The organism is Leclercia sp. S52 (assembly GCF_039727615.1).
Classification (GTDB): domain Bacteria; phylum Pseudomonadota; class Gammaproteobacteria; order Enterobacterales; family Enterobacteriaceae; genus Enterobacter; species Enterobacter adecarboxylatus_B.
The window spans coordinates 3269837-3294704 of record NZ_CP152474.1; the positions used below are offsets into that span (position 1 = coordinate 3269837).

Genomic DNA, 24868 nt, shown 5'->3' on the forward strand with positions numbered 1-24868 from the left:
TGTCTCTCTATCCCGCTAAACCGATAAAGAACCCGGCAATAGTGGCGCTCATCAGGTTAGAGAGCGTCGCCGCCACCAGCGCCCGCACGCCAAGCTGGGCAATCTCCGGGGCACGCTGGGGCGAGACCGCGCAAAAGGCCCCGACCACGACCCCAATCGAGCCGAAGTTGGCGAAACCGCACAACGCAAACGAGATAATGGCGATAGTTTTCACATCCAGCTGACCGGCGGTTTGCAGATACGGCGAGAAGCTGAGATAGGCGACGAACTCGTTAATCGCCAGCTTCTGACCAATCAGGCTGCCCGCCAGGGTCGCATCCTGCCATTCGACGCCCATGATCCACGCCAGCGGCGCGAGGGCGTAGCCAAACAGCCCCTCCAGGCTCAGGCTTTCAATGCCAAACCAGCTGCCGATGCCGCCCAGCATGCCGTTCAGCAGGGCAATAATGGCCACAAACGCCATCACCACGGTTGCCACCCCGGCAGCGATTTTTAGCCCGGTCATCGCCCCGGTCGCCGCGGCTTCGATAATGCTTTTTGGCGGCGTCTCGCTGAAGGAGAGATTATCAAAGGTGACCTGCGATTCCTCGGTGGCCGGGCTCAGCAGGCGGGCAAACAGGATCCCGCCCGGGATCGCCATCAGCGAGGCGGCCAGCAGGTAATCAATCGGCACCCCCATTCCCGCGTAGCCAATCAGCATCGAACCGGCAATCGACGCCATCCCGCTACAAATGGCGGTAAACAGCTCGTTGCGGTTCAGCTTGTCGACAAAGGGTTTCACGATCGCCGGGATCTCGTTCTGCCCGAGGAAGATGGTGGTCACCGCCACAAAGGATTCGATTTTGCTGATGCGCAGCGCTTTCTGAAAAATGCCGCCCAGCACGCGGATCAGCAGCCCCATCACTCCGATGTAGTACAGCAGGCTGATCAGCGCGGTGACAAAGATGATGGCGGGCAGCACCCGGAAGGCAAACACGAACCCGGCCCCGTCAAACAGGGTGTCCATCTTCGGCCCGACCAGCGCCCCAAAGATAAAGGCGCTGCCGGCATCGCTGTAGGACATGACTTTACTCACCCCGATCGCGGCCTGCTCGACCAGCCATTTGCCGGGTGGGAAATAGAGCATGATGCCGCCGATCGCCACCTGCAATACGAATGCGGCGCCGACGGTGCGCAGGCTGATACGGCGTTTATTGACCGACAGGAGGAAGGCTATCGCCAACAGTACCGCCATACCCAGCAGACTTCTCATTACGTCCATAATGATTTCCTTACCTGAAAACCCGGCGACAGGCCGGGTATCCGTGATTCCACTGCGAAGACAGGCGACGGCAAACTGCCTGTGAGAGGGTTACGCGATGCGTTGATAAGCCTTCGCGATATCGCAGGCGAGGCGGGCATTGTTAAAGACCAGCTGGATATTTGATTTCAGGCTGTCGCCGCCGGTCAGTTCCGCCACGCGGGCCAGCAGGAACGGGGTGCTGGCTTTGCCGGTAACGCCCTGCTCTTCCGCTTCCCTTACCGCCTGGTCGATAGCCGCGTTGATGGACTCTTCCGCCATCGCAAACTGTTCCGGAATGGGATTCGCCACCACCAGGCCGCCGTTGAGACCGGTCTGCCATTTCACCGCCATCGCCCGGGCGATAGCCTCGGCGCTGTCGAGACGGATGCTGACCTCAAACGGGCTGGTGCGGCAGAAAAAGGCCGGCAGGGACTGGGTCTGATAGCCAATCAGCGGCACGCCGTTAGTTTCTAAATATTCGGTGGTTAAGCCGAGGTCGAGAATCGATTTTGCCCCTGCGCAGACCACGGCGACGTTGGTTTTTGCCAGCTCCTGTAAATCGGCGGAAATATCAAAGGTGTGCTCTGCGCCACGGTGAACGCCGCCAATCCCACCGGTAGCAAAGACCTTAATCCCGGCCATCGCCGCAATGATCATGGTTGAGGCAACCGTCGTTGCGCCGTTGATGCCTGCCGCCACCACGAAAGGCAAATCCCGGCGGCTGACTTTGGTCACCGCATGACCTTCGCGGCCTAATAATTCAATCTCTTCTTTACTGAGCCCGACTTTCATTACGCCGCGAATAATCGCAATGGTGGCCGGAATAACGCCCTGCTGGCGGATCGCATCTTCAACTTCCAGCGCCGTCTGGGCATTTTGCGGGAAAGGCATGCCGTGAGAAATAATAGTGGACTCAAGCGCCACAATCGGTTTGTTATTATTTAAAGCGTCCTGAACCTCAGGAGAAATTTGCAGGAACTCAGCAGACAATTTTAATTCAGACATGTTCTCTCTCCATTAATGCATTAACGTTTTCAGACGATAAATCAGGGTTATTGGTAAATACTGAAGCCAGCGCCAGCGAAGAACAGCCCTGGGCAAAACGAACGGAATCTTTAAATGCGGCGCCTGCCAGCCAGCAGAAAGCGAGCCCCGCCATCATTGCGTCCCCCGCGCCGGTGACGTTGACCACCTGGGTTTTAAACGGCGCTGACCAGCCGCTTTCTCCCGCGTTTTCGCTGTAATAAACGCCGTCGCCGCCCATGCTCAGCACCAGCCGGAACAGGCCATGCTGGTGAAACCAGGCCGCCACTTTCGGCGTATCCGCCGCGCAGGAGAGCGGGATGCCGCTCAGGGTTTCGGCCTCCAGCCGGTTGGGCTTCAGGGTGTGGATACGGCCCAGCCAGTCGCTAATCTTGCTGCATTTCCAGGCCGAAACCGGATCAACGAAAACCGGCGTCTGGCCTGCGTTTTCAAAGATCCAGCCGAGAGCGGATTCACTGAGGTTGCAGTCCACCACCACCGCTTTTGCCGCGCGGATAAAAGCCAGGTTATGGGCCAGATAGTGCGGATTAATGTGGTCAGAAATCGCCATATCGTTGATGGCAACCAGCATCTCCCCGGTATTGTCGAGCAACGATAGATAGCTGGATGTTCCCTCTCCGGGAATAACCTGACACTTATCAACCTGCACACCGGCGGCCTGGGTTTGAGACAGCAGCGACTGACCGTAAAAATCATCGCCTACCGCAGAAAGCAGCCAGACATTTTTACCCAATAGCGCCAGATTTTGCGCAATATTGCGGCCTACGCCGCCGGGGGTGAATTTTATTTTCCCTGGATTAGAGTCGGCATAATTGAGCGAAGCATGTGAATATCCCGCCACGTCCATATTTGCAGAACCAATAACAACAATATAATCCTTTTCACGCATAGAACATCCTCTGGCGCGCAGGCCATCGCAATGATAATTAAGCGAGGTGGTAACATTTAAAGTTATTAGAGCACATGTTTATGTTTAAACACGTGTTCATAGTATGCGTAAGAAGGGGAAAGTAAAGCGAGCGGAGAGAGGATCGTCAAATGAATATGAACAGACTCACAATTATTTGTAGAGACAGTTTTCAGCTCTACAAAACAATGCGACCCGTAGCACGTTTAAACGCAAAAAAAAAGGGCAGAGTCGCCTCTGCCCTTTTCGGATGAAGAAAGATTATGCTGCTTTCGCGGCGACCACTTCAGCTTCCGGGCGTTTCACCACCGCGTAAGAGAGACCTGCCACCAGCGTACCGGCGATAATCGCGAACAGGTAACCCAGCACCGGGGTAATCGCACCCGGGATCAGCAGAACAAACAGACCGCCGTGCGGCGCCATCAGTTTTGCGCCAATCGCCATGGAGATGGCACCGGTCACCGCGCCGCCAACGATACAGCATGGCAGAACGCGCATTGGGTCACGAGCGGCAAACGGGATAGCCCCTTCGGTGATAAAGCACAGGCCCAGAACCAGCGCCGCTTTACCGCCTTCCTGCTGCGCCTTGTCGAACTTACGACGGGCAACGATAGTCGCCAGGCCCAGCGCCAGCGGTGGCACCATACCCGCAGCCATGATGGCCGCCATTGGGGCGTAGGTCTGGGTACTCAGCAGGCCAACGCCGAACGCGTATGCCGCTTTGTTCACCGGGCCACCCATATCGGTACACATCATCGCGCCGAGGATTGCACCCAGCAGGACCGCGTTGGCGGTGCCCATGGTCTGCAGCCAGTGGGTCAGGCCTTCGAGGATACCCGCAACCGGTTTACCGATCAGGTAGATCATGGCCAGGCCAACAATCAGGCTGGAGAACAGCGGAATGATCAGGATCGGTTTCAGCGCTTCCATACTCTGCGGCAGTTTCAGCTTCGAGCTGATCAGCTTCGCCACGTAACCGGCGAGGAAGCCGGCGATGATCCCGCCGATAAAGCCCGAGCCGGTGCTCACGGCCAGCATACCGCCGATCAGACCCGGGGTCAGACCCGGACGGTCAGCGATGGAGAAGGCAATGTAACCGGCCAGCACCGGCACCATCAGCGCGAACGCCGAGCCGCCACCAATCTGCATCAGCGCCGCCGCCAGGGTGCCCGGCTCTTTAAAGGCCTCGATACCAAAGGCGAAGGAGAGCGCGATACACAGACCTCCCGCCACCACCATCGGCAGCATGTAGGAGACGCCCGTCAGCAGGTGACGGTAAGCCCCGGCAGACTCTTTCTTGCCTTCGGAAGCCGCAGACGCGGAGTTGCCCGCAGGCTGGAAGGGTTTCGCTTCGACCTGGGCTTTATCCAGCTCCTGGGCCGTTTTCTTCAGCGCCAGACCGGTTGAGGTGCGGTACATCGGCTTACCGGCAAACTTCGCCAGATCCACTTCGATATCCGCCGCCACGATCACCAGATCCGCTGCCGCCACCTCTTCCGGGGTGATGGCATTGCCTGCGCCCACGGAGCCGCGGGTTTCAACCTTCACCCACCAGCCGCGTTTTTTGGCTTCGGTTTCAATGGCTTCTGCCGCCATAAAGGTATGCGCTACGCCGGTCGGGCAGGCCGTTACGGCGACCACACGTTTCGGCCCGCTGGTCACCGCCGGTGCCGCAGCTGCCGCAACAGGCGCGGTATACAGCGCCGCATGGCCTTTCGCTTCGCTCAGGAACAGTTCCGGGTGGGCGACCGCGCGATTGATATCGCCCAGCCACACTTTTTTGCCGTTCAGCGAGCTGTCGGCCGGGATCTTGTCGCCCAGGACGATAACCAGTTCGGCATCGCCAGGGTTGTCGATGAAATCAAGGTGTGCTTTATGTCCCGCCGAACCCAGCAAGGTTTTCGCCATATAGGCGCGCGCCTGTCCGAGTGCAGAGTCAATAATCAGCAGCGTTTTCATTATGCCTCTCCTGCTGTCAGTTAAAAGGTTTCAAGTCAACGCGCGCCATCATCGCGGCTAACTGGGTACGATCGGTAATCCCGACATTGCTCTGGCTGACGGCCAGGGCAGCAACGGCGGTAGCAAGACGTAAAGTGTGTTCACTGGATTCACGCATCAGCAGGCCGTAAATCAGCCCGCCCACCATCGAATCGCCGGCACCCACGGTGCTGACCACTTCCATCGACGGCGGTTTGGCGATCCATTCGCCGGACGCGTTAACCCACAGCGCGCCCTCTGCCCCCAGGGAGATCACCACATGAGCGATACCCTGCTCGCGTAAGGCATGGGCAGCATCAATCACATCCTTTAATTCTGGCAGCTTACGGCCAGCCCAGATCTCAAGTTCGCGACGATTCGGTTTCACCAGCCACGGCGCGGCTTTCAGACCGGCCACCAGCGCATCGCGGCTGCTGTCAAAGATGATGCAAGGGCACTGGCTGCGCAGGCGCGTCATCCAGTCGGTAAAGGCTTCCGGACTGACGCCGGACGGCAGGCTGCCGCTGACGCAGACCATGTCGAACTGACCCAGCCAGGTCAGGGAGTCGTTCACGAAACGCTCCCAGTCGGCCTGGGTGACTTCAAAACCGGAGAAGTTCAGGTCGGTCACTTCGCCATCTTTTTCGGTCATTTTCACGTTGATGCGGGTACGGCCCTGCACCACCTGAAAACGGTTGGCGATCCCCAGCTCGCTGAACAGCTGCTGGAAACCATCCTGGTTATCTTTGCCGAGGAAGCCGCCGACGGTGACGTCGATCCCAAGATCCTTCAGCACTTTCGCAACGTTAATCCCTTTACCTGCTGCGTGCAGGCCAGTGGTACGCACGAGGTTCACTTCGCCGCGTTCAATTTCCGGGCAAAAGCCCACGAGGTCGTAAGCCGGGTTCAGCGTAATAGTGGCAACACGTCTGCTCATTATGCGCCCTCCCCCAGACCGGCCGCGATGGCCTCGCCAATCGCTTGCAGCGCCTGTTCAGCATCCGCACCCTGCGCGGTGAACCGCAGGCGATGGCCTTTCTTCACGCCCAGCGCCACAACCTTCATCAGGCTGCGACCGTTGGCCGGTTTCCCGCTGCCGTCGAGGTTGGTGACGGTCACGTCGCTGTTGAACTGCTTAATGGTATTGACCAGCATGGTGCCCGGACGGGCGTGCAGGCCATGTTCGTTACGTACCACAAACTCGGCGCTCAGCAGTTCATCGGTATTCACATCATCGCTGGTCAGCAGCGCCAGCAGGGTTGCGGCATCGGCTTTCAGCAGTTGTTCAGCTTTTTTGTTCAGCAGCAGGTTGCTCAGGCGCTTCAGCACCTCCACCGGTTGCTCATCCGCCATGGCGACGGTAACCAGCAGGGCTGTAGTTTCCCCGGCGGTGTCAAAAGCGGTGGCCGCACGGCTGACGGCGATAGCGCTGCGCAGGTTGCCTTCAGCACAGTCGTTCAGCCAGACGCCCTGACCAAGGTTCAGCGGTTTGTCGTTCACGGCGTGAGCCACGAAGGCGGTATCCACTGCACCGGCCTCTTTCAGGCGACCAGCGTTGAGCGCCTGCAGGGTCACCAGGTCGGAAGCCACTACGTCGAGGGTTAGCGTGTCGTTATCCAGCTTCAGGGCTTCGCTCTGCTTTTCACCCATCAGCAGTGCGCGCAGCTCTTCAGCGGTGGTGGCGGATTTCAGCTGTTCAGCCACGGCGTCGTCGCTCAGGACGTGCGTCAGCTGACGCAGCAGGCCGAGGTGTTCGTCGCTGCTGGCGGCAATCCCGATGGCGACATAGGCCACCTGGCCTTCACCCCAGAGCACGCCCTGCGGGAACTGATAGACCTGAACGCCGGTTTTCAGCACCTGATCGCGGGTATCGGTGGTGCCATGCGGAATAGCAATGCCATTGCCAAGGAAGGTTGAGGTCTGCAGCTCGCGCGCCAGCATGCCGTCAACGTAGCCGTTGGCGACGTTGCCCGCCTGTACCAGCGCGGCGGCGATCTGCCGGATAGCCTCTTCTTTAGTACCGGCCTGTTCGCCGGGATGAATGTCCTGCACGGATAACTGGAACATGGTTCTCCACTCCTGCTGAAATTGAATCGTTTCAGCTTAAATGTGAAAAAAGGCGCCAATCCGTTTGGGTTAGGTAAACCAATTAGCGCTGAAACGTTTCAAGAAGTCTTGCGCTTTATGCACCAGCTTGCAAGTAATGCGTCATTTCAGCTTGCAGAATTTAGAGTTACAGCACATTTTTGCCTCAGGCAGAGGCTTCTGGTAGAGGTATAGCCGCTCGGCTTCAGCAACTTCAGCAAGCGCAGCGACAGGGTGAAATGCCATTTTGATTTTTTGTGGGATTACGCGTGTGGATATCTGTCTATTTTCTGACAAGCGGCGTAAACTCCGCCTCTCTTCATATCACTGATACAGAAACATGCACACGACCCCCGCCGCCGCTTCCCCCAAGTCATTTGATTTGACCTCATCGGCGTTTTTAATTGTTGCTTTCCTCACCGGGATTGCCGGGGCGTTACAAACCCCTACCCTGAGCCTGTTCCTCACCAATGAGGTGCATGTCCGTCCGGCCATGGTCGGCTTTTTCTTTACCGGTAGCGCCATCATCGGCATCCTGGCCAGCCAGTTTCTGGCCGGGCGCTCGGACAAGAAAGGCGACCGCAAATCGCTGATCGTCTTTTGCTGCCTGATGGGCGTTTTTGCCTGCCTGCTGTTCGCCTGGAACCGTAACTATTTCGTGTTGCTGTTTGTCGGCGTGTTTCTCAGCAGCTTTGGCTCTACCGCCAACCCGCAGCTGTTCGCCTTAGCCCGTGAGCATGCCGATCACACCGGCCGCGAGGCGGTAATGTTCAGCTCGATCCTGCGCGCCCAGGTCTCTCTGGCATGGGTCGTCGGGCCGCCGCTGGCCTACGCCCTGGCAATGGGGTTTGGCTTTACGGCGATGTATATCAGCGCCGCCGTGGCGTTTGTGGTCTGTGGCGCGATGGTGTGGTTTTTCCTGCCGACGATGCGCAAAGAGCCGAAGCTGGCAACCGGGGTGCTGGAATCCCCCCGCCGCAACCGGCGCGACGCCCTGCTGCTGTTTACGGTTTGCACCTTAATGTGGGGCACCAATAGTCTGTACATCATCAATATGCCGCTGTTTATCATTAATGAGCTGCATCTGTCCGAGAAGCTGGCGGGGGTGATGATGGGGACGGCCGCCGGGCTGGAGATCCCGACGATGCTGATTGCAGGCTACTACGCAAAACGCTTCGGTAAACGCTTCCTGATGCGCGTTGCCGCCGTTGCGGGCCTGCTGTTTTATGTCGGGATGCTCACCGCCCATTCGCCGGTGCTGCTGTTAGGATTACAGCTGCTGAACGCCATCTATAATGGCATTCTCGCCGGGATCGGCATGCTCTACTTCCAGGATCTGATGCCGGGCCAGGCGGGGGCCGCCACGACGCTGTACACCAATACGACCCGCGTGGGCTGGATTATCGCCGGTTCAGTGGCCGGGGTTGTGGCCGAGATCTGGAGCTATCACGCGGTATTCTGGATTGCGCTGGGGATGTGCATCCTCACCACGCTCTGCCTGACGCGCATCAAGGATATTTAGGGCGCGGTGAGCGCCTCGAGTTCGAGCAGCCAGGTCATGGCCTGCCCGCGCGAGGTGCTGCACATCTCGGGCGACGGCTGGAGACCGGCACAGACTTTAGGCCGCAAAGGCGAGCCGAAGATTTTGCAGCGCTGCTGTGCGTCCAGCTGGACGCAGGGCGTATTGGCAGGCTTGCCGTTGGGCATCCCGGGAATGGGGCTGGAGATGGAGGGCGCGGTGCAACATGCTCCGCAGTCCGGACGGCAATCCATATTCGTACTTTACCTGAAAGAAAGCCGCTCCCGCGGGCGTGACGCGCACAGTAACACCTTTTGCGTATTGATAGCAAAAGCCGCGAAATCCACTTGCCTGAAATGCCGCGCGCGAGTACTTTGACGCGATATTTTTGACCTTCCCGTGAACAGGATTACTGCAATGCCAAGAGCGAACGAAATTAAGAAAGGTATGGTGCTGAATTACAACGGCAAGCTGCTGATTGTGAAAGACATCGATATTCAGGCACCGAGCGCCCGTGGCGCAGCAACGCTGTATAAAATGCGTTTCGCTGATGTGCGTACCGGTCTGAAAGTTGAAGAGCGTTTCAAAGGCGACGATATCGTGGATACCGTTACCCTGACCCGTCGCTATGTCGACTTCTCCTACGTTGACGGCAACGAATACGTGTTTATGGATAAAGAAGACTACACCCCGTACATCTTCACCAAAGATCAGATTGAAGAAGAGCTGCTGTTTATTCCGGAAGGCGGGATGCCGGATATGCAGGTCCTGACCTGGGATGGCGTGCTGCTGGCGCTGGAGCTGCCGCAGACCGTTGATCTGGAGATCGTGGAAACGGCACCGGGCATTAAAGGTGCTTCCGCTTCCGCACGTAACAAACCTGCGACCCTGACCACCGGTCTGGTGGTGCAGGTGCCGGAATACCTCTCTGCTGGTGAGAAGATCCGCATCCATATTGAAGAAAAACGCTATATGGGTCGTGCTGACTGATAGAGCGCTGTTTGCGCCGGGTGGCGGCTTCGCCTTACCCGGCCTACAAAAGCACGCATAAAAAAACCGGCTCATTGGCCGGTTTTTTTGTAGGCCGGGTAAGCGCAGCGCTACCCGGCAATACCTCTTACAGCAGCTCAGGATATTTGGTCATCTTCAGCGCCAGCTCCACGCCGCGCACTTCCGCCATCCCTTTCAGACGCCCAATCGCGGAATAACCCGGGTTGGTTTTCTTACGCAGATCGTCCAGCATCTGGTGCCCGTGATCCGGACGGAACGGAATCGGACGCAGATCGCCTGCCCGCTTGCGGCGCTGCTCTTCACCCAGAATCGCATCAACCACCGCCACCATGTTCACGTCGCCGCCGAGATGCGCCGCTTCGTGAAAGGTTTTCGGGTTATCTTCCCGGCAGGTGGCCCGCAGGTGGGTAAAGTGGATCCGGTCGCCAAAGGTTTCAATCATCTGCACCAGATCGTTATCAGCACGCACGCCATAAGAGCCGGTACACATGGTGAAGCCGTTGTTGATGCTGTCGACCGTCTCTTTCAGCCACTGCATATCTTCAATGGTGGAGACGATACGCGGCAGACCGAGGATAGGACGCGGTGGATCGTCCGGATGAACCGCCAGGCGCACGCCCACTTCTTCCGCCACCGGCACGATGGCGCGAAGGAACACGGCCATGTTTTCCCGCAGCTGGGCTTTGTCGATGTTGCCATACTCCGCCAGACGCGCGCGGAACTGGTCAAGGGTATAGCCCTCTTCCGCACCCGGCAGGCCGGCAATAATGTTGCGGGTCAGTTTTTCAATCTCGGCATCGCTGGCGTTGTTGAACCATTCCTGGGCCTGCTGCTGCTCTTGTGCGGTGTAGTCTGCCGCCGCGCCGTCGCGCTTCAGGATGTGCAGCTCGAAGGCGGCAAAGGCGATCTGGTCAAAGCGCAGCGCTTTAGAGCCGTCCGGCATTTCGTATTCCAGGTCGGTACGCGTCCAGTCGAGGATCGGCATAAAGTTGTAGCACACGGTATCAATGCCGCAGGCCGCCAGGTTGCGGATGCTCTGTTGGTAGTTAGCAATCCAGGTCTGGTAGTCGCCGGAGTGCGTTTTGATCTCTTCGTGAACCGGAATACTTTCGACCACCGACCAGGTCAGCCCTTTCTCGGCCAGCAGCGCCTGACGCGCTTTGATCTCTTCTAACGGCCACACCTGGCCGTTAGGAATATGGTGCAGTGCGGTGACGACGCCCGTTGCGCCAGCCTGACGCACATCATCAAGAGAAACCGGGTCTTTCGGCCCGTACCAACGCCAGGTTTGTTCCATTGATTCACCCTCTTAAGTTGTTATACCAATATTATCTATCGAGATGACGACTACCATACATGCCTGACCAGAGAGGTCAATGTGTCTCGCTATATTGATTGATCCATCTCACAGATCCCGGATATTTACGGCTCACCAATTCAATTTGTTGTCATATAACTTTACACTGGCATTGTTAATTAATGGTTAATCAGGTGTGTATTTCATGAAGACAATTGCCTCCACCGCGCTACCCGCTAATGTGTTACAGCCGCAGTACGATCGTCAGGCGTTACGCTCCCGTATCGTCCATTTCGGCTTTGGTGCCTTTCATCGCGCGCATCAGGCGCTCCTGACCGATCGGGTGTTGAACGCCAAAGGCGGCGACTGGGGGATATGTGAGATTAGCCTGTTTAGCGGCGATACGCTGATGAGCCAGCTGCGCGCGCAGGATCATCTGTTTACGGTGCTGGAAAAAGGTGCCGAAGGTAATCAGCCGATTATCGTGGGCGCGGTCCATGAATGCCTGAACGCTAAGCTTGATTCGCTGGCGGCCATTATTGAAAAATTTTGCGAGCCGCAGGTGGCCATCGTCTCCCTGACCATTACCGAAAAGGGCTACTGCATCGATCCGGCCACCGGCAAGCTGGATACCCGCAATGAACGCATTATTCACGATCTGGAAAATCCGGATACGCCGCACTCCGCGCCGGGGATCCTCGTCGAAGCCCTGCATCGCCGCCGCGAGCGGGGTCTGGCCCCGTTCAGCGTGCTCTCCTGCGATAACATCCCCGATAACGGCCACGTGGTGAAAAACGCGGTGCTGGGGATGGCCCACACGCGTTCGCCAGAGCTGGCGGAGTGGATTGCCGCCAACGTCAGCTTCCCGGGCACCATGGTGGACCGGATCGTGCCCGCCGCCACCGAGGACTCCCTGGCGGAAATCGCCCGTGAAGTTGGGGTTGAGGATCCGTGCGCCATCAGCTGCGAACCCTTTATCCAGTGGGTGATCGAGGACAACTTCGTTGCCGGCCGCCCGGAGTGGGAAGTGGCCGGGGTGCAGATGGTGCAGGACGTCCTGCCGTGGGAGCAGATGAAGCTGCGCATGCTCAACGGCAGCCATTCATTCCTGGCATATCTCGGCTATCTGGCCGGTTTTGCCCATATTAACGACTGCATGGCGGACAGCGCCCTGCGTGACGCTGCACGTCGCCTGATGCTTGAAGAACAGGCTCCGACGCTGCGCATCACCGGGGTGGATCTCACCGCCTACGCCGACAGCCTGATTGACCGCTTCGCCAATCCGGCGCTGCAGCACCGCACCTGGCAGATTGCGATGGACGGCAGCCAGAAGCTGCCTCAGCGGATGCTGGAGAGTATTCGTCTTCACTGCCAGCGCGACACCGCCTGGCCGCTGCTGGCCCTCGGGGTTGCGGGCTGGATGCGCTACGTCAGCGGCGTGGACGATGCGGGCCATGCCATCGACGTTCGCGATCCGCTGAGTGATAAGATCCGCGCCATCGTCGAAACCAGCAGCGAAGAGGAGCGCGTCGTCGCCCTGCTGGCGCTCACTGAAATTTTCGGCACCGACCTGCCGCAGGATCCGCAGTTCGTGGAGGCTGTGAGCGCAGCTTACCAGCGCATCCGCCAGTCGGGCGCGCGCCAGGCCATTATCGATACGCTCCAGTTTTAACCGGTGCGTTTCAGGCGAGCGGGAAGCCTCCCGTTCGCCCTCCCCCTTTCCAGATCTGTTCTTTTGCGGCAGGATTACTGATAATTGTTATAGCATTACATTTATCACCCCTGGAGCACCTGTGACTAAAACCAATCTCATTACTGGCTTTCTCGGCAGCGGGAAAACCACGTCGATACTGCACCTGCTGGCGAATAAAGATCCTGCTGAAAAATGGGCCGTACTGGTCAATGAATTTGGCGAGATCGGCATTGATGGCGCGCTGCTGGCCGATAACGGGGCGCTGGTGAAGGAGATCCCGGGGGGGCTGCATGTGCTGCGTGAACGGCCTGCCGATGCAGGTGGGGCTGAACACTCTGCTGCGTCAGGGCAAGCCCGACCGGCTGCTGATTGAACCCACCGGACTGGGCCATCCGAAGCAGATCCTCGACCTGCTGACCGCCCCGGTCTATGAGCCGTGGATCGATTTGCGTGCCACCCTGTGCCTGCTCGATCCACGCCAGCTTCTGGACGAAAAATATGTCCAGAACGAGAATTTCCGCGATCAGCTCGCCGCCGCCGACATCATTATTGCCAATAAAGAGGATCGCGCCACCGCAGAAAGCCGCGCCGCGCTGGATATCTGGTGGCAGCACTTTGGCGGCGAACGTCAGCTCTCCTACACCACGCAGGGAAATATAGATAATGCCCTGCTCGACCTGCCGCGTCGCAATGTTGCTGAACTGCCCGCCAGCGCCGCTCACGCCCACAGCCACGGCGAAAAACAGGGTCTGGCTGCGCTGAGCCTGCCTGCTCACCAGCGCTGGCGTCGCAACCTGAACAGCGGCCAGGGACATCAGGCCTGCGGCTGGGTGTTCGACGCCGATACCTGCTTCGACACCATCGGTTTGCTGGAGTGGGTGCGGCTGGCACCGGTTGACCGCGTGAAAGGGGTAATGCGTATTCCCGAGGGGCTGCTGCAGGTTAATCGCCAGGGGGCCGATTTTCACATCGAGACGCAGGGCGTGACGCCGCCGGATAGCCGAATAGAGTTAATTAGTGCGGTTAACACCGACTGGAACGCCTTACAGTCCAGCTTGTTGAAGCTTCGTTTAAGTTCGGGCAACTAACGTTGCCCTGTTTTAACAGCTTACGGCATGATGATGAAAACCCGACTATTACCGATTTTATTGCTCAACCTCGCTGGCCTGGCCCTGTTTTTATCCTGGTATCTGCCGGCCAACCACGGTTTCTGGTTCCCGCTGGACAGCGGGATATTTCACTTCTTCAACCACCAGCTGGTTGAGAGCCGCGCCTTCCTCTGGCTAGTGGCGATCACCAACAACCGCGCCTTTGACGTCTGCTCCCTGCTGGCGATGGGCTATCTGATGCTGACCTTCTGGCGCAACGAGAGTGCTGCCGGACGGCGTCGCATTCTGATGATCGGCCTGGTGATGCTGCTGACCGCCGTGGTGCTGAACCAGCTGGCGCAGGCCCTTATTCCGGTGAAACGCGCCAGTCCGACGCTATTTTTCCCGGATATCTACCGCGTCAGTGAACTACTGCATATTTCAACCAAAGACGCCTCAAAGGACAGTTTCCCGGGCGATCATGGGATGATGCTGCTTATTTTCACCGCGTTTATGTGGCGCTATTTTGGTCATAAGACTTTCGCATTAGCCCTGATTATTTTTATGGTTTTCTCTTTCCCACGGGTAATGATTGGCGCGCACTGGTTCAGCGATATTGCTGTCGGATCCCTTTCAGTGGCGTTGATTGGGCTTCCCTGGTGTCTGATGACCCCATTGAGTGAGCGATTAATAGGCTTTTTCGATCGCTACCTGCCCCGGGTAATTCAACAATCTTAAAACAAATTACTAACGAAAATTAATAGTTTCAGTCGGGGATTATCACCGATCCCTGATTGATTATCTTCCTGCATCCCTCCCCGCTGTCATCTTCCTGTAATAATAATAACGTTAGAAATTAACGCGTTGTTCAATACTTAACCTAAATTAAGCCGCCATATTGCTTTGCCGGTTGCTCACTTTCGGTATCACATTTTCTTATAAAAAAAAGGATATTTTTGCTCGCAATGACCGCCCCGATCGGGTACTCTCAGACTCGTTTTACCTCAGCGCTGCAATTATTATCGTTGTAAATAAATTTGTGCGATTCGCCACAGATTTGACCATAAAGAATTGTCTGATAGTGCGCAGGTATTTAGTCTCGTCTCGCTTGGCATTTTTTATAACGATATTTGTCGTTAAGGACTTCAAGGGATAATAAACAACATGGTCAAATCTCAACCGATCTTGAGATACTTCTCACGGGTGATCCCGGCGATTGCAGTAGCGGTTCTGCTTTCAGCTTGTAGCGCATCGAATACCGCAAAGAATATGCATCCTGAGACGCGTGTTGTGGGGTCAGAAGACGCCTCTTCACTGCAAGCTTCTCAGGATGAATTTGAAAAGATGGTCAGCAATCTGGATATTAAATCCCGATTAATGGACCAGTATGCTAGCTGGAAAGGCGTGCGCTATCGCCTCGGCGGCGACACACGTAAAGGGATTGATTGTTCCGGTTTCGTACAACGTACTTTCCGCGAACAGTTTGGTTTAGAACTTCCGCGTTCAACCTATGAACAACAGGAAATGGGCAAATCGATCTCGCGTAGCAGCTTACGCACCGGCGATTTAGTCCTGTTCCGTGCGGGTTCTACCGGCCGACATGTCGGCATCTATATTGGTAACGACCAGTTTGTCCACGCGTCCACCAGCAGTGGTGTGACGATCTCCAGTATGAACGAGCCCTACTGGAAGAAGCGCTACAATGAAGCGCGTCGTGTACTGACTCGCAGTTAACCGCCTGTGCTGTCCGTTTCCCTTGGCTGACAGCATGGTAAAAAGCACTGCTACGGCAGTGCTTTTTTTTATACCTCGACATGGAAATCAGGTCAGGCCGTTCCAGGCTATAGTCTGATAGTTGCGTGAGTTTAGCCGTCATGATAACGCGGGCGGCAAATCAGGATCCGATAACATTTATGTTTACCCGCCATTTATCAACCCGTCGAAGAGTGCTGATGCTCAGCGTGCTTGCTGGTCTTCTTGTCGCCCTGCTCTGCGGCGGTATGCAGTTTTTTTTCAGTTATCACAAACGGGAAGTGAAATACGATAACCTGATTACCGACCTTCATGACTACATGGCGGATTATTTCAAAGAGCTGCGCGTCTCTATTGATGAACTGCAGCCCCTGACCTTAAGCCAGTGCCACGAGGTCAGTTCCGAATTGACCTCCCGCGCCGCATTCAGTCTTAACGTCCGTGCCTTCCTGCTGGTGAAAGATAAAATTGCCTTCTGCTCGTCCGCAACCGGGCCGATGAATGTCCCGCTTAGCGAACTGGTGCCGGATATCGACGTCAATAAAGAGGTCGATATGGCCCTGCTGCCCGGTACGCCGATGATGCCGCAAAAACCGGCTATTGTGTTATGGCACCGAAATCCGCTCATGAATAACGGCGGGGTATTTACCTCAATTAATCTCAACCTGACCCCCCTATCTGTTATATACCGCCCGCCAGGATGAATTTGCCGGTATTGCCCTTATCATCGGTGACACCTCTTTTTCGACCTATTCAAATCGTTTAATTCACGTTTCGGATCTGGATCAACACCCTGCGCGCTCAAGCCAGATTGAAGGGCTGCCGCTGACCATTCATCTGTATGCCGAAACCTGGACCCTGGAAGATCTGCAATTTGCGCTGCTGTTTGGTCTGATGTGTGGCTCCAGCATCGGTGTGCTCTGCTTCTACTGGCTGATGACCCGCGCCAATCCGCGTAAAGAGATCCTCACCGGTATTAAGCAGAATCAGTTTCACGTGGTCTATCAGCCGGTCGTGGACGCGGCTACTCTGCAGCCAGGCGGTGTTGAGGTGCTGATGCGCTGGCAGCATCCCGGCGCAGGCGAGATCCCGCCGGATGCCTTTATTAGCTTCGCAGAAGCGCAGAAATTAATTGTGCCGCTGACGCTGCACCTCTTCGACCTGATCCTGCGCGACGCCCCGGCGTTGAAAAAATGCCTTCCGCCAGGTTCCAAGCTGGGGATTAACATCTCTCCGGGCCATCTGCACGCCGACAGCTTCAAGGACGATATGCGCAAATTCGCCGCCTCGCTGCCGCCGGATCATTTCCAGATTGTGCTCGAAATTACCGAGCGCGACATGCTGAACCAACGGGAAGCGACAAAGCTGTTTGAGTGGCTGCACCTGGAAGGATTTGAAATCGCGGTGGATGATTTTGGTACCGGACATAGCGCGCTGATCTACCTTGAGCGTTTTACCATGGACTATCTTAAAATCGACCGGGGCTTCGTCAACGCCATCGGCATGGAGACCGTCACCTCCCCGGTGCTGGACGCGGTGCTGACTCTCGCCCGACGGCTCAATATGGTGACCATAGCCGAAGGCGTCGAGACCCCCGAGCAGGCGAAATGGCTGCGCGATCACGGCGTCAATCTGCTGCAGGGCTACTGGATCAGCCGCCCGATGCGCCTGGAGCAGCTAATGACCTGGAAACCGGATGTTCACCAGGACCGCGAATAATTTCCCAACCACCGCTACGTCACTTATTATTCAGGTATTCGGCCCGGCCAGACTGTAAGAGGAAAACGTAGCGGAATGATTGTGCGCATGATAGTGCTGCTGATGGCGATGATGAGTGGACTCAGCCAGGCGCAAACCATCAAAGAGAGCTACGCGTTCGCGGTGATTGGCGAGCCGAAATATGCCATCAATTTCGATCATTATGATTACGTGAATCCTGCCGCGCCAAAGGGGGGGTAGCATCACCCTTGCGGCCAACGGCACCTTCGACAACTTTAACCGCTACGCCCTGCGCGGCGTCGCGGCCGAGCGCACCGACGCCCTCTACGATACCCTCTTTACCACCTCTGACGATGAGCCGGGCAGCTACTATCCGCTGGTGGCCGAGATGGCGCGCTACGCCGACGATTTTTCGTGGATGGAGCTGACCCTCAACCCGCAGGCGCGCTTTCATGACGGCACGCCGGTGAAGGCCAGCGACGTGGCCTTCACCTTCCATAAGTTTATGACCGAAGGGGTACCGCAGTTCCGGCTGGTCTATAAAGGGGCAACGGTAACGGCCATCGCCCCGCTGACGGTGCGCATCACGCTTGCTAATCCCAATAAAGAGGACATGCTGAGCCTGCTGACCCTGCCAGTGATGCCCGAAAAGTTCTGGAAAGATCACAAGCTCAGCGATCCGCTCTCCACCCCACCGCTGGCCGGCGGGCCGTATCGCATCACCCGCTGGCGGATGGGACAGTATCTTATCTACTCCCGGGTGAAAGATTACTGGGCGGCCAACCTGCCGGTGAACCGGGGACGCTGGAATTTTGACACCCTGCGCTACGACTACTATCTGGACGATAACGTGGCCTTCGAGGCCTTTAAAGCGGGTGCCTTTGATATGCGGGTGGAGAGCAGCGCCAAAAACTGGGCCACGCGCTACACCGGGAAAAACTTTGACCGCGGCTTTATCGTGAAAGAGGCGCTGAAAAACGACTCCGCTCAGGATACGCGCTGGCTGGCGTTTAATATTCAGCGCCCGGTATTCAGCGATCGCCGCGTGCGTCAGGCCATTACCCTGGCCTTTGATTTTGAGTGGATGAACAAGGCGCTGTTCTACGGCGCCTACAGCCGGGTTAACAGCTATTTCCAGAACACGGAGTATGCGGCGAAAGGCTACCCGGACGCCGCGGAACTGACGCTCCTCGGGCCGCTGAAAAGCGATATTCCCCCCGGACGTCTTTACCAGCGTCTTCCAGCCGCCGGCCTCCAAAGGCGACGGCTACGATCGTAACAACCTGCTGAAAGCCGGCCAGCTGCTGGACGAGGCCGGGTGGGAAATCAAAAACAGGCAGCGGGTCAGCAAGCAAACCGGGAAACCGCTCAGCTTTGAGCTGCTGCTGCCCTCGGGCGGTAATAACCAGTGGGTGCTGCCTTTCCAGCACAACCTTGAACGGCTGGGCATTACCATGAACATCCGCCAGGTGGATAATTCGCAAGCCACCAACCGAATGCGCAACCGCGATTACGATATGATGCCGCGCCTGTGGCGGGCGATGCCCTGGCCCGGCACTGACCTGCAGATCTCCTGGGCCTCCCAGTACATTGACTCTACCTATAATGCACCGGGGGGTGAAAAACCCGGCTATCGACGCCCTGATCGCGCAGATCGTTGCCGCCCAGGGTGACAAAGAGAAACTGCTGCCCCTCGGGCGGGCGCTGGATCGGGTCCTGACCTGGAACTATTACATGCTGCCGATGTGGTTTATGGCCCAGGACCGGGTGGCCCGTTGGGATAAGTTCGCCCTTCCTGCCCAGCGCCCGGTCTACACTCTCGGGTTCGAAAACTGGTGGTATGACGTTAACAGAGCGGCGAAATTACCCGCCGAGCGGCGTTAAGGATACGCAATGGGCGCTTATTTACTTCGTCGTTTACTGCTGATAATCCCCACCCTGTGGGCGATCATCACCATCAACTTTTTTATCGTGCAGATCGCCCCGGGTGGCCCGGTGGATCAGGCGATTGCCGCCATTGAGTTCGGTAACAGCGGGGCGATGCCCGGCGGGGGCGATGAAGGGATGCGCGCCAGCCACGCCCGCACCGGGGTGGGCAACATCAATGAGAGCCACTATCGCGGCGGGCGCGGCCTGGATCCGGAGGTGATCGCCGAGATCACCCAACGCTACGGTTTTGATAAGCCGATCCACGAACGCTACTTCAAAATGCTGGGGGACTATCTGCGTTTTGATTTTGGCGACAGCCTGTTCCGTAGCGCCTCGGTGCTGCATCTGATCAAAGAGAGCCTGCCGGTGTCCATCACTCTGGGGCTGTGGGGGACCCTGATTATCTATCTGGTCTCGATCCCGCTCGGCATCCGCAAAGCGATGGATAACGGCAGCCGGTTCGACATCTGGAGCAGCACCTTCATTATTATTGGCTATGCGATCCCGGCGTTTCTGTTTGCGGTGCTGCTGATCGTCTTTTTTGCCGGGGGGGAGCTACTTCGACCTCTTCCCGCTGCGCGGTCTGGTGTCGACCGATTTCAGCAGCCTGCCGTGGTATAAGAAGATCACCGACTATCTGTGGCACATCACCCTGCCGGTGCTGGCGACGGTGATCGGCGGCTTTGCGGCCCTGACCATGCTGACCAAAAACGCCTTCCTCGACGAGATCCGCAAGCAGTACGTGGTCACCGCCCGCGCCAAAGGGGTGAGCGAGCGGCGCATCCTGTGGAAACACATTTTTCGCAACGCCATGCTGCTGGTGATCGCCGGTTTTCCCGCCACCTTTATCAGCATGTTCTTTACCGGCTCCCTGCTCATTGAGGTGATGTTCTCTCTCAACGGCCTGGGGCTGCTCGGCTACGAGGCCACCGTCTCGCGGGATTATCCGGTGATGTTTGGCACGCTCTATATTTTCACCCTGATTGGCCTGCTGCTGAATATCCTCAGCGATATCTGCTATACGCTGGTCGATCCGCGCATTGATTTTGAGGGTCGCTGATGCCGCGCTTAAGCCCTATCAATCAGGCCCGTTGGGCTCGCTTTCGTCACAATCGCCGCGGCTACTGGTCGCTGTGGATTTTCGCCCTGTTTTTTGCCCTCAGCCTGTGCTCGGAGCTGATTGCCAACGACAAGCCGCTGCTGGTGCACTTTAACGATCGCTGGTACGTCCCGGTGGTGAAAGAGTACAGCGAGAGCGATTTTGGCGGCCCCTTCGCCACCGCAGCGGATTATCAGGACCCGTGGTTACAGACCCAGTTAGACAAGCACGGCTGGGTGCTCTGGACCCCGGTCCGCTTCGGTGCCACCAGCATTAACTTTGCCACCACCACGCCGTTCCCGTCCCACCCTTCGGCACAAAACTGGCTCGGCACCGATGCCAACGGTGGAGATGTGCTGGCGCGCATTCTGTACGGGACGCGGATCTCCATTCTGTTTGGCCTGATGCTGACCCTCTTTTCCAGCGTGATGGGCGTGCTGGCCGGGGCGATTCAGGGTTATTACGGCGGCAAAATTGACCTCTGGGGGCAGCGCTTTATTGAAGTCTGGTCCGGGATGCCGACGCTGTTCCTGATCATTCTGCTCTCCAGCGTGGTTCAGCCCAACTTCTGGTGGCTGCTGGCGATAACGGTGCTCTTTGGCTGGATGGCGCTGGTGGGCGTCGTGCGGGCCGAATTCCTGCGCACCCGCAACTTTGACTACATTCGCGCCGCCCAGGCGCTGGGGGTGAGCGATCGCGGGATCATATTCCGCCACATGCTGCCGAACGCCATGGTGGCAACCCTGACCTTTCTGCCGTTTATTCTGTGCAGCTCCATTACCACCCTCACCTCGCTCGATTTCCTCGGCTTCGGCCTGCCGCTGGGGTCGCCATCCCTGGGTGAGCTGCTGTTGCAGGGCAAAAACAATCTGCAGGCGCCGTGGCTCGGGATTGCCGGTTTTCTCTCCGTCGCCGTGCTGCTCTCGCTGCTGATTTTTATTGGCGAAGCGGTGCGCGATGCCTTTGACCCGAATAAGGCGGTGTAAGATGACCCAGCCTCTGCTTCATATCGACGCGCTCTCCATCGCTTTTCGCCAGCAGGGCGAGCTGCGCACCGTGGTCAACGAGATCTCTCTGCAGATTGACGCCGGCGAGACGCTGGCGCTGGTGGGAGAATCGGGCTCCGGAAAGAGCGTCACCGCCCTCTCGGTCCTGCGCCTGCTTCCTGCCCCGCCGGTAGTCTACCCGCAGGGCGATATCCTGTTTCACGGCCAGTCGCTGCTGCATGCCGACGAGCGCACCCTGCGCGGGGTGCGGGGCAACAAGATCGCCATGATTTTTCAGGAGCCGATGGTGTCGCTTAACCCGCTACACACCCTCGAAAAACAGCTTTATGAGGTGCTCTCCCTGCACCGCGGGATGCGTAAAGAGGCGGCGCGCGGGGAGATGCTCGACTGCCTCGAGCGCACCGGGATCCGTAACGCCGCAAAACGGCTGGCCGATTTTCCCCATCAGCTCTCCGGCGGTGAACGCCAGCGGGTAATGATCGCCATGGCGCTGCTGACCCGTCCGGAATTGTTGATCGCCGATGAGCCAACCACCGCGCTGGACGTCACGGTGCAGGCGCAGATCCTGCAGCTGTTACGCGAGCTGCGTGACGAACTGAACATGAGCCTGCTGTTTATCACCCACAACCTCAGCATCGTGAAAAAGCTGGCCGACCGGGTGGCGGTGATGCAGAACGGCCGCTGCGTGGAACAGAACCGGGCCGCGACGCTACTCGCCTCCCCACAGCACCCTTACACCCAGCGGTTGCTCGACAGCGAGCCCGCCGGGGATCCCGTTCCGCTGCCTGAGGCGGCACAACCGCTGCTGAGTGTGAAAGATCTGTCCGTGGCGTTTCCGGTGCGCAAAGGTCTCCTGCGCCGGGTGGTGGACAACAAGCAGGTGCTGAACAACGTCAGCTTCACGCTGAGTCCGGGTGAAACCCTCGGGCTGGTGGGCGAGTCGGGCTCCGGGAAGAGTACCACCGGGCTGGCGCTGCTGCGCCTGATCGCCTCGAAAGGGGAAATTGAGTTTGACGGCCAGCCGCTGCACCGCTGGGATCGCCGACAGATGTTGCCCGTCCGCCACCGGATGCAGGTGGTGTTTCAGGATCCCAACTCCTCCCTGAATCCGCGTCTCAACGTGCAGCAAATTATTGAGGAGGGGTTGCGGGTGCACCAGCCCGGTCTCAGCCTGCAGGCACGCGAAGAGGAGGTGATTCGGGTGATGGGCGAAGTGGGGCTGGATCCGCAGACCCGGCATCGCTATCCCGCCGCCTTTTCCGGCGGCCAGCGCCAGCGCATCGCCATTGCCCGTGCGCTGATCCTGCGCCCGGAGCTGATCATTCTGGATGAACCGACCTCATCGCTGGATAAAACCGTTCAGGCGCAGATTCTGGCGCTGCTGAAGGACCTACAGGAAAAACACCGGCTGGCCTATATCTTTATCAGCCACGATTTACAGGTGGTCAGGGCGCTGTGTCACCAGGTGATTGTGCTACGGCAGGGAGAGGTGGTCGAGCAAGGGGAGTGTCAGCGCGTGTTTGCCGCGCCGACGCAGGAGTATACGCGTCAGCTCCTGGCGTTACGCTGACGCTCAGAAAGGATCCTGACCTGCTACGGATTCAGCAATCGCCACACCGAAGTTTTTCAGGCGGCAAGTCGCCGCGAACTCGTCCTGGCTTTTCACGAACAGGCACGGCTCGCCCTCACACTCCAGGACCGAGCTGTAGAGCTCAATATCGGTCAGCGCCTGGCTCAACTTTTCCATCACCGGCCATGAGTTGCCCTCTTCCGGGCCCAGCAGCTTGAGCGCCACCAGACAGTTATCACCGTTCGCGGCATTTTGCGGAATCGGTTCAACCTTCGAGCCTGCAAAACCCGCCGACCAGCGATAGCTCTGCGGCAAGCGATGGATAATGGAGAGCTGTAATGTATTCACGTTTGTTCCCCGAAAGCAAAATATACTTCACAATCTATTTACATTTATAGTAACACATCATTAAACACTTGCTCTGTTTTGAGTAAGAAAACGCTTACACCCAGTCTCCACGGGCTCTGGCGTCTTATTTATCAGGGCTTTTAGTCAGTGTTTCAGATCGATGGCGGCGCTATATGTACCCGTTTCTGTGATCTAACACAACCTTTTTAGGTACAAAGCTGTGACTATTTACACAAATATATTTTACATAAAAGAAACAAACATGACCTCAGGGAAACCTGTTTTGATTGACCGGCATCAAAAAAGGGCCCCGTCGGGACCCTTTTTTTGTGCTTTATTTCACCGCTTTTCGGGGTCGACTGGCGTAAAGACAGAACAGAATGGAGCCGGTGGCGCACAGGGCAATGGACCAGAGCATCGGCCAGGCGCTGGTAAAGGTCGCCAGCGACAGCAGCGCCCCGACAATGGCGCCAATCCCGAAGCGGAAGGTCCCCGCCAGGGAGGAGGCCGTTCCGGCCATATGCGGGAACTCATCGAGGATCACCGCCATCGCGTTGGACGACACCATCGAGATACAGCCGACAAAGGCCGCGATACCCACCACCAGGGTCCAGAAGCCGACGTCGAAGAAGGCAGTCACCACCATCCACATCGCCATCACGAACTGGATCCACAGCCCGATGCGGAACATGTTCAGCGCCCCCACCCGACGGACGAAGCGGCTGTTGATCATCGTCAGCACAAAGATGAACACCACGTTCAGCGCAAAGTAGTAGCCAAAATGCTGCGGAGAGACGTGGTTAAGCTCAATGTAGACAAAAGGCCCGGCGCTGAGGAAGGAGAACATCCCGGCAAAGCTGAAGCCGCTGGCCAGCATATAGCTCAGCACGCGTTTATGACGAAACAGCGAGGCAAAGTTACCGAGGGTAGTACGGATATGAAACTTATGCCGATGCTCAGCGGGCAGGGTTTCCTTAATAAAGAAGAAGATCATCGCCGAGGCCAGCAGGGCCGCCAGTGCCAGGATCCAGAAAATCGCGTGCCAGCTGAACCACACCAGCACCGCGCCCCCGACCATCGGTGCCACCAGCGGCGCAACGGTGGTGACCAGCATGACGAAGGACATCATGCGGGAGAACTCTTCTTTCGGGTAGATATCACGCATCAGGGCGTTGATGACCACGCTGGCCGCCGCTGCCGCCAGGCCGTGGAAGAAACGCATCACGATCAGGTGATCGATGGACTGCGACATCGCGCAGGCCGCTGCTGCCGCCGCAAACACCAGCGTCCCGCCCAGGATCACCGGTTTGCGGCCCAGGCTGTCGGCCATCGGTCCGTACAGCAGCTGGCCGAGGGCAAAGCCGAGGATATAGGTGCTGAGGGTCATTTGTGCGCTACCCGCAGGTACGCCAAATTGCTCAGCGATCACCGGCAGCGCGGGCAGATACATGTCGATGGACAGCGGCATCAGCATGGCCAGCAGGCCAAGAATAAAGACAATGCTGAACGACGAGTGTGGCCTGGTGGTCACAGTGATCTCC

17 protein-coding genes and 4 pseudogenes are annotated in these 24868 nt (G+C 57.5%); 11 read left to right on the plus strand and 10 right to left on the minus strand.

Going from position 1 to position 24868, the window contains the following annotated elements:
• Positions 1 to 7: 7 nt before the first annotated feature.
• The 6 genes from AAHB66_RS15765 to fruB form a co-directional block, all read right to left on the minus strand.
• Positions 8 to 1261, minus strand: a complete 1254-nt coding sequence (locus AAHB66_RS15765) for a NupC/NupG family nucleoside CNT transporter (protein ID WP_347113549.1) — start codon at positions 1259 to 1261, stop codon at positions 8 to 10.
• Positions 1262 to 1351: 90 nt separating this feature from the next.
• Entirely contained in the window at positions 1352 to 2287 is a 936-nt protein-coding gene (locus AAHB66_RS15770) for a pseudouridine-5'-phosphate glycosidase (protein ID WP_347113550.1), read from the minus strand.
• Positions 2280 to 3215 carry a pseudouridine kinase gene (locus tag AAHB66_RS15775; protein WP_347113551.1) on the minus strand — a complete coding sequence of 312 codons (936 nt, stop codon included), beginning with the start codon at positions 3213 to 3215 and terminating at the stop codon, positions 2280 to 2282. Before AAHB66_RS15775 ends, AAHB66_RS15770 begins: the two co-directional genes overlap by 8 nt.
• Positions 3216 to 3494: 279 nt before the next feature.
• Positions 3495 to 5192, minus strand: a complete 1698-nt coding sequence (gene fruA / locus AAHB66_RS15780; protein ID WP_347113552.1) for a PTS fructose transporter subunit IIBC — start codon at positions 5190 to 5192, stop codon at positions 3495 to 3497.
• Positions 5193 to 5208: 16 nt separating this feature from the next.
• Entirely contained in the window at positions 5209 to 6147 is a 939-nt protein-coding gene (fruK, locus tag AAHB66_RS15785; protein WP_347113553.1) for a 1-phosphofructokinase, read from the minus strand.
• Positions 6147 to 7277, minus strand: a complete 1131-nt coding sequence (fruB, locus tag AAHB66_RS15790) for a fused PTS fructose transporter subunit IIA/HPr protein (protein WP_347113554.1) — start codon at positions 7275 to 7277, stop codon at positions 6147 to 6149. Before fruB ends, fruK begins: the two co-directional genes overlap by 1 nt.
• A 358-nt stretch (positions 7278 to 7635) precedes the next feature.
• On the opposite strand from fruB, the gene setB reads away from it, so the two are divergent.
• Entirely contained in the window at positions 7636 to 8817 is a 1182-nt protein-coding gene (setB, locus tag AAHB66_RS15795) for a sugar efflux transporter SetB (RefSeq protein WP_347113555.1), read from the plus strand.
• On the opposite strand, the gene AAHB66_RS15800 is transcribed toward setB, so the two are convergent.
• Positions 8814 to 9068 carry a YkgJ family cysteine cluster protein gene (locus AAHB66_RS15800; protein WP_347113556.1) on the minus strand — a complete coding sequence of 85 codons (255 nt, stop codon included), beginning with the start codon at positions 9066 to 9068 and terminating at the stop codon, positions 8814 to 8816. The two genes, setB and AAHB66_RS15800, sit on opposite strands and share 4 nt — an antisense overlap.
• A gap of 163 nt (positions 9069 to 9231) precedes the next feature.
• Between AAHB66_RS15800 and yeiP the strand changes: the two genes are divergently transcribed.
• A complete protein-coding gene (yeiP, locus tag AAHB66_RS15805; protein ID WP_014884579.1) occupies positions 9232 to 9804 on the plus strand; it encodes an elongation factor P-like protein YeiP in 573 nt (190 codons plus the stop codon).
• A gap of 127 nt (positions 9805 to 9931) precedes the next feature.
• On the opposite strand, the gene uxuA is transcribed toward yeiP, so the two are convergent.
• Positions 9932 to 11122, minus strand: coding sequence for a mannonate dehydratase (uxuA, locus tag AAHB66_RS15810; protein ID WP_347113557.1), 1191 nt, complete (start codon positions 11120 to 11122; stop codon positions 9932 to 9934).
• Between the two features lie 205 nt (positions 11123 to 11327).
• Between uxuA and AAHB66_RS15815 the strand changes: the two genes are divergently transcribed.
• The 9 genes and pseudogenes from AAHB66_RS15815 (at position 11328) to yejF (ending at position 22979) form a co-directional block, all read left to right on the plus strand.
• On the plus strand, positions 11328 to 12794 hold the full coding sequence (locus AAHB66_RS15815) for a fructuronate reductase (RefSeq protein ID WP_347113558.1): 1467 nt from the start codon (positions 11328 to 11330) through the stop codon (positions 12792 to 12794).
• Between the two features lie 121 nt (positions 12795 to 12915).
• Positions 12916 to 13903 (plus strand): annotated as a pseudogene (locus AAHB66_RS15820) (GTP-binding protein).
• Positions 13904 to 13930: 27 nt separating this feature from the next.
• A complete protein-coding gene (locus tag AAHB66_RS15825; protein ID WP_347113559.1) occupies positions 13931 to 14641 on the plus strand; it encodes a phosphatase PAP2 family protein in 711 nt (236 codons plus the stop codon).
• A 426-nt stretch (positions 14642 to 15067) separates the two neighbouring features.
• Positions 15068 to 15637 carry a bifunctional murein DD-endopeptidase/murein LD-carboxypeptidase gene (mepS, locus tag AAHB66_RS15830; protein WP_077226278.1) on the plus strand — a complete coding sequence of 190 codons (570 nt, stop codon included), beginning with the start codon at positions 15068 to 15070 and terminating at the stop codon, positions 15635 to 15637.
• Positions 15638 to 15816: 179 nt separating this feature from the next.
• Positions 15817 to 17374: pseudogene (locus AAHB66_RS15835) on the plus strand (cyclic di-GMP phosphodiesterase).
• A gap of 75 nt (positions 17375 to 17449) precedes the next feature.
• Positions 17450 to 19258: pseudogene (locus tag AAHB66_RS15840) on the plus strand (extracellular solute-binding protein).
• Positions 19259 to 19267: 9 nt separating this feature from the next.
• Positions 19268 to 20363 (plus strand): annotated as a pseudogene (locus AAHB66_RS15845) (microcin C ABC transporter permease YejB).
• A complete protein-coding gene (locus AAHB66_RS15850; RefSeq protein ID WP_347113560.1) occupies positions 20363 to 21388 on the plus strand; it encodes an ABC transporter permease in 1026 nt (341 codons plus the stop codon). The pseudogene AAHB66_RS15845 and the gene AAHB66_RS15850 overlap by 1 nt, the downstream one beginning before the upstream one ends.
• A 1-nt stretch (position 21389) precedes the next feature.
• Positions 21390 to 22979, plus strand: a complete 1590-nt coding sequence (yejF, locus tag AAHB66_RS15855; protein ID WP_347113561.1) for a microcin C ABC transporter ATP-binding protein YejF — start codon at positions 21390 to 21392, stop codon at positions 22977 to 22979.
• 3 nt (positions 22980 to 22982) lie between these two features.
• Here the strand turns inward: yejF and AAHB66_RS15860 are convergent, their stop codons facing one another.
• Both AAHB66_RS15860 and AAHB66_RS15865 read right to left on the minus strand, forming a co-directional pair.
• A complete protein-coding gene (locus tag AAHB66_RS15860; protein ID WP_347113562.1) occupies positions 22983 to 23327 on the minus strand; it encodes a YejG family protein in 345 nt (114 codons plus the stop codon).
• A 334-nt stretch (positions 23328 to 23661) separates the two neighbouring features.
• Complete coding sequence (locus AAHB66_RS15865) at positions 23662 to 24858, minus strand: Bcr/CflA family multidrug efflux MFS transporter (protein WP_347113563.1); 1197 nt, start codon at positions 24856 to 24858, stop codon at positions 23662 to 23664.
• Positions 24859 to 24868: the final 10 nt, after the last annotated feature.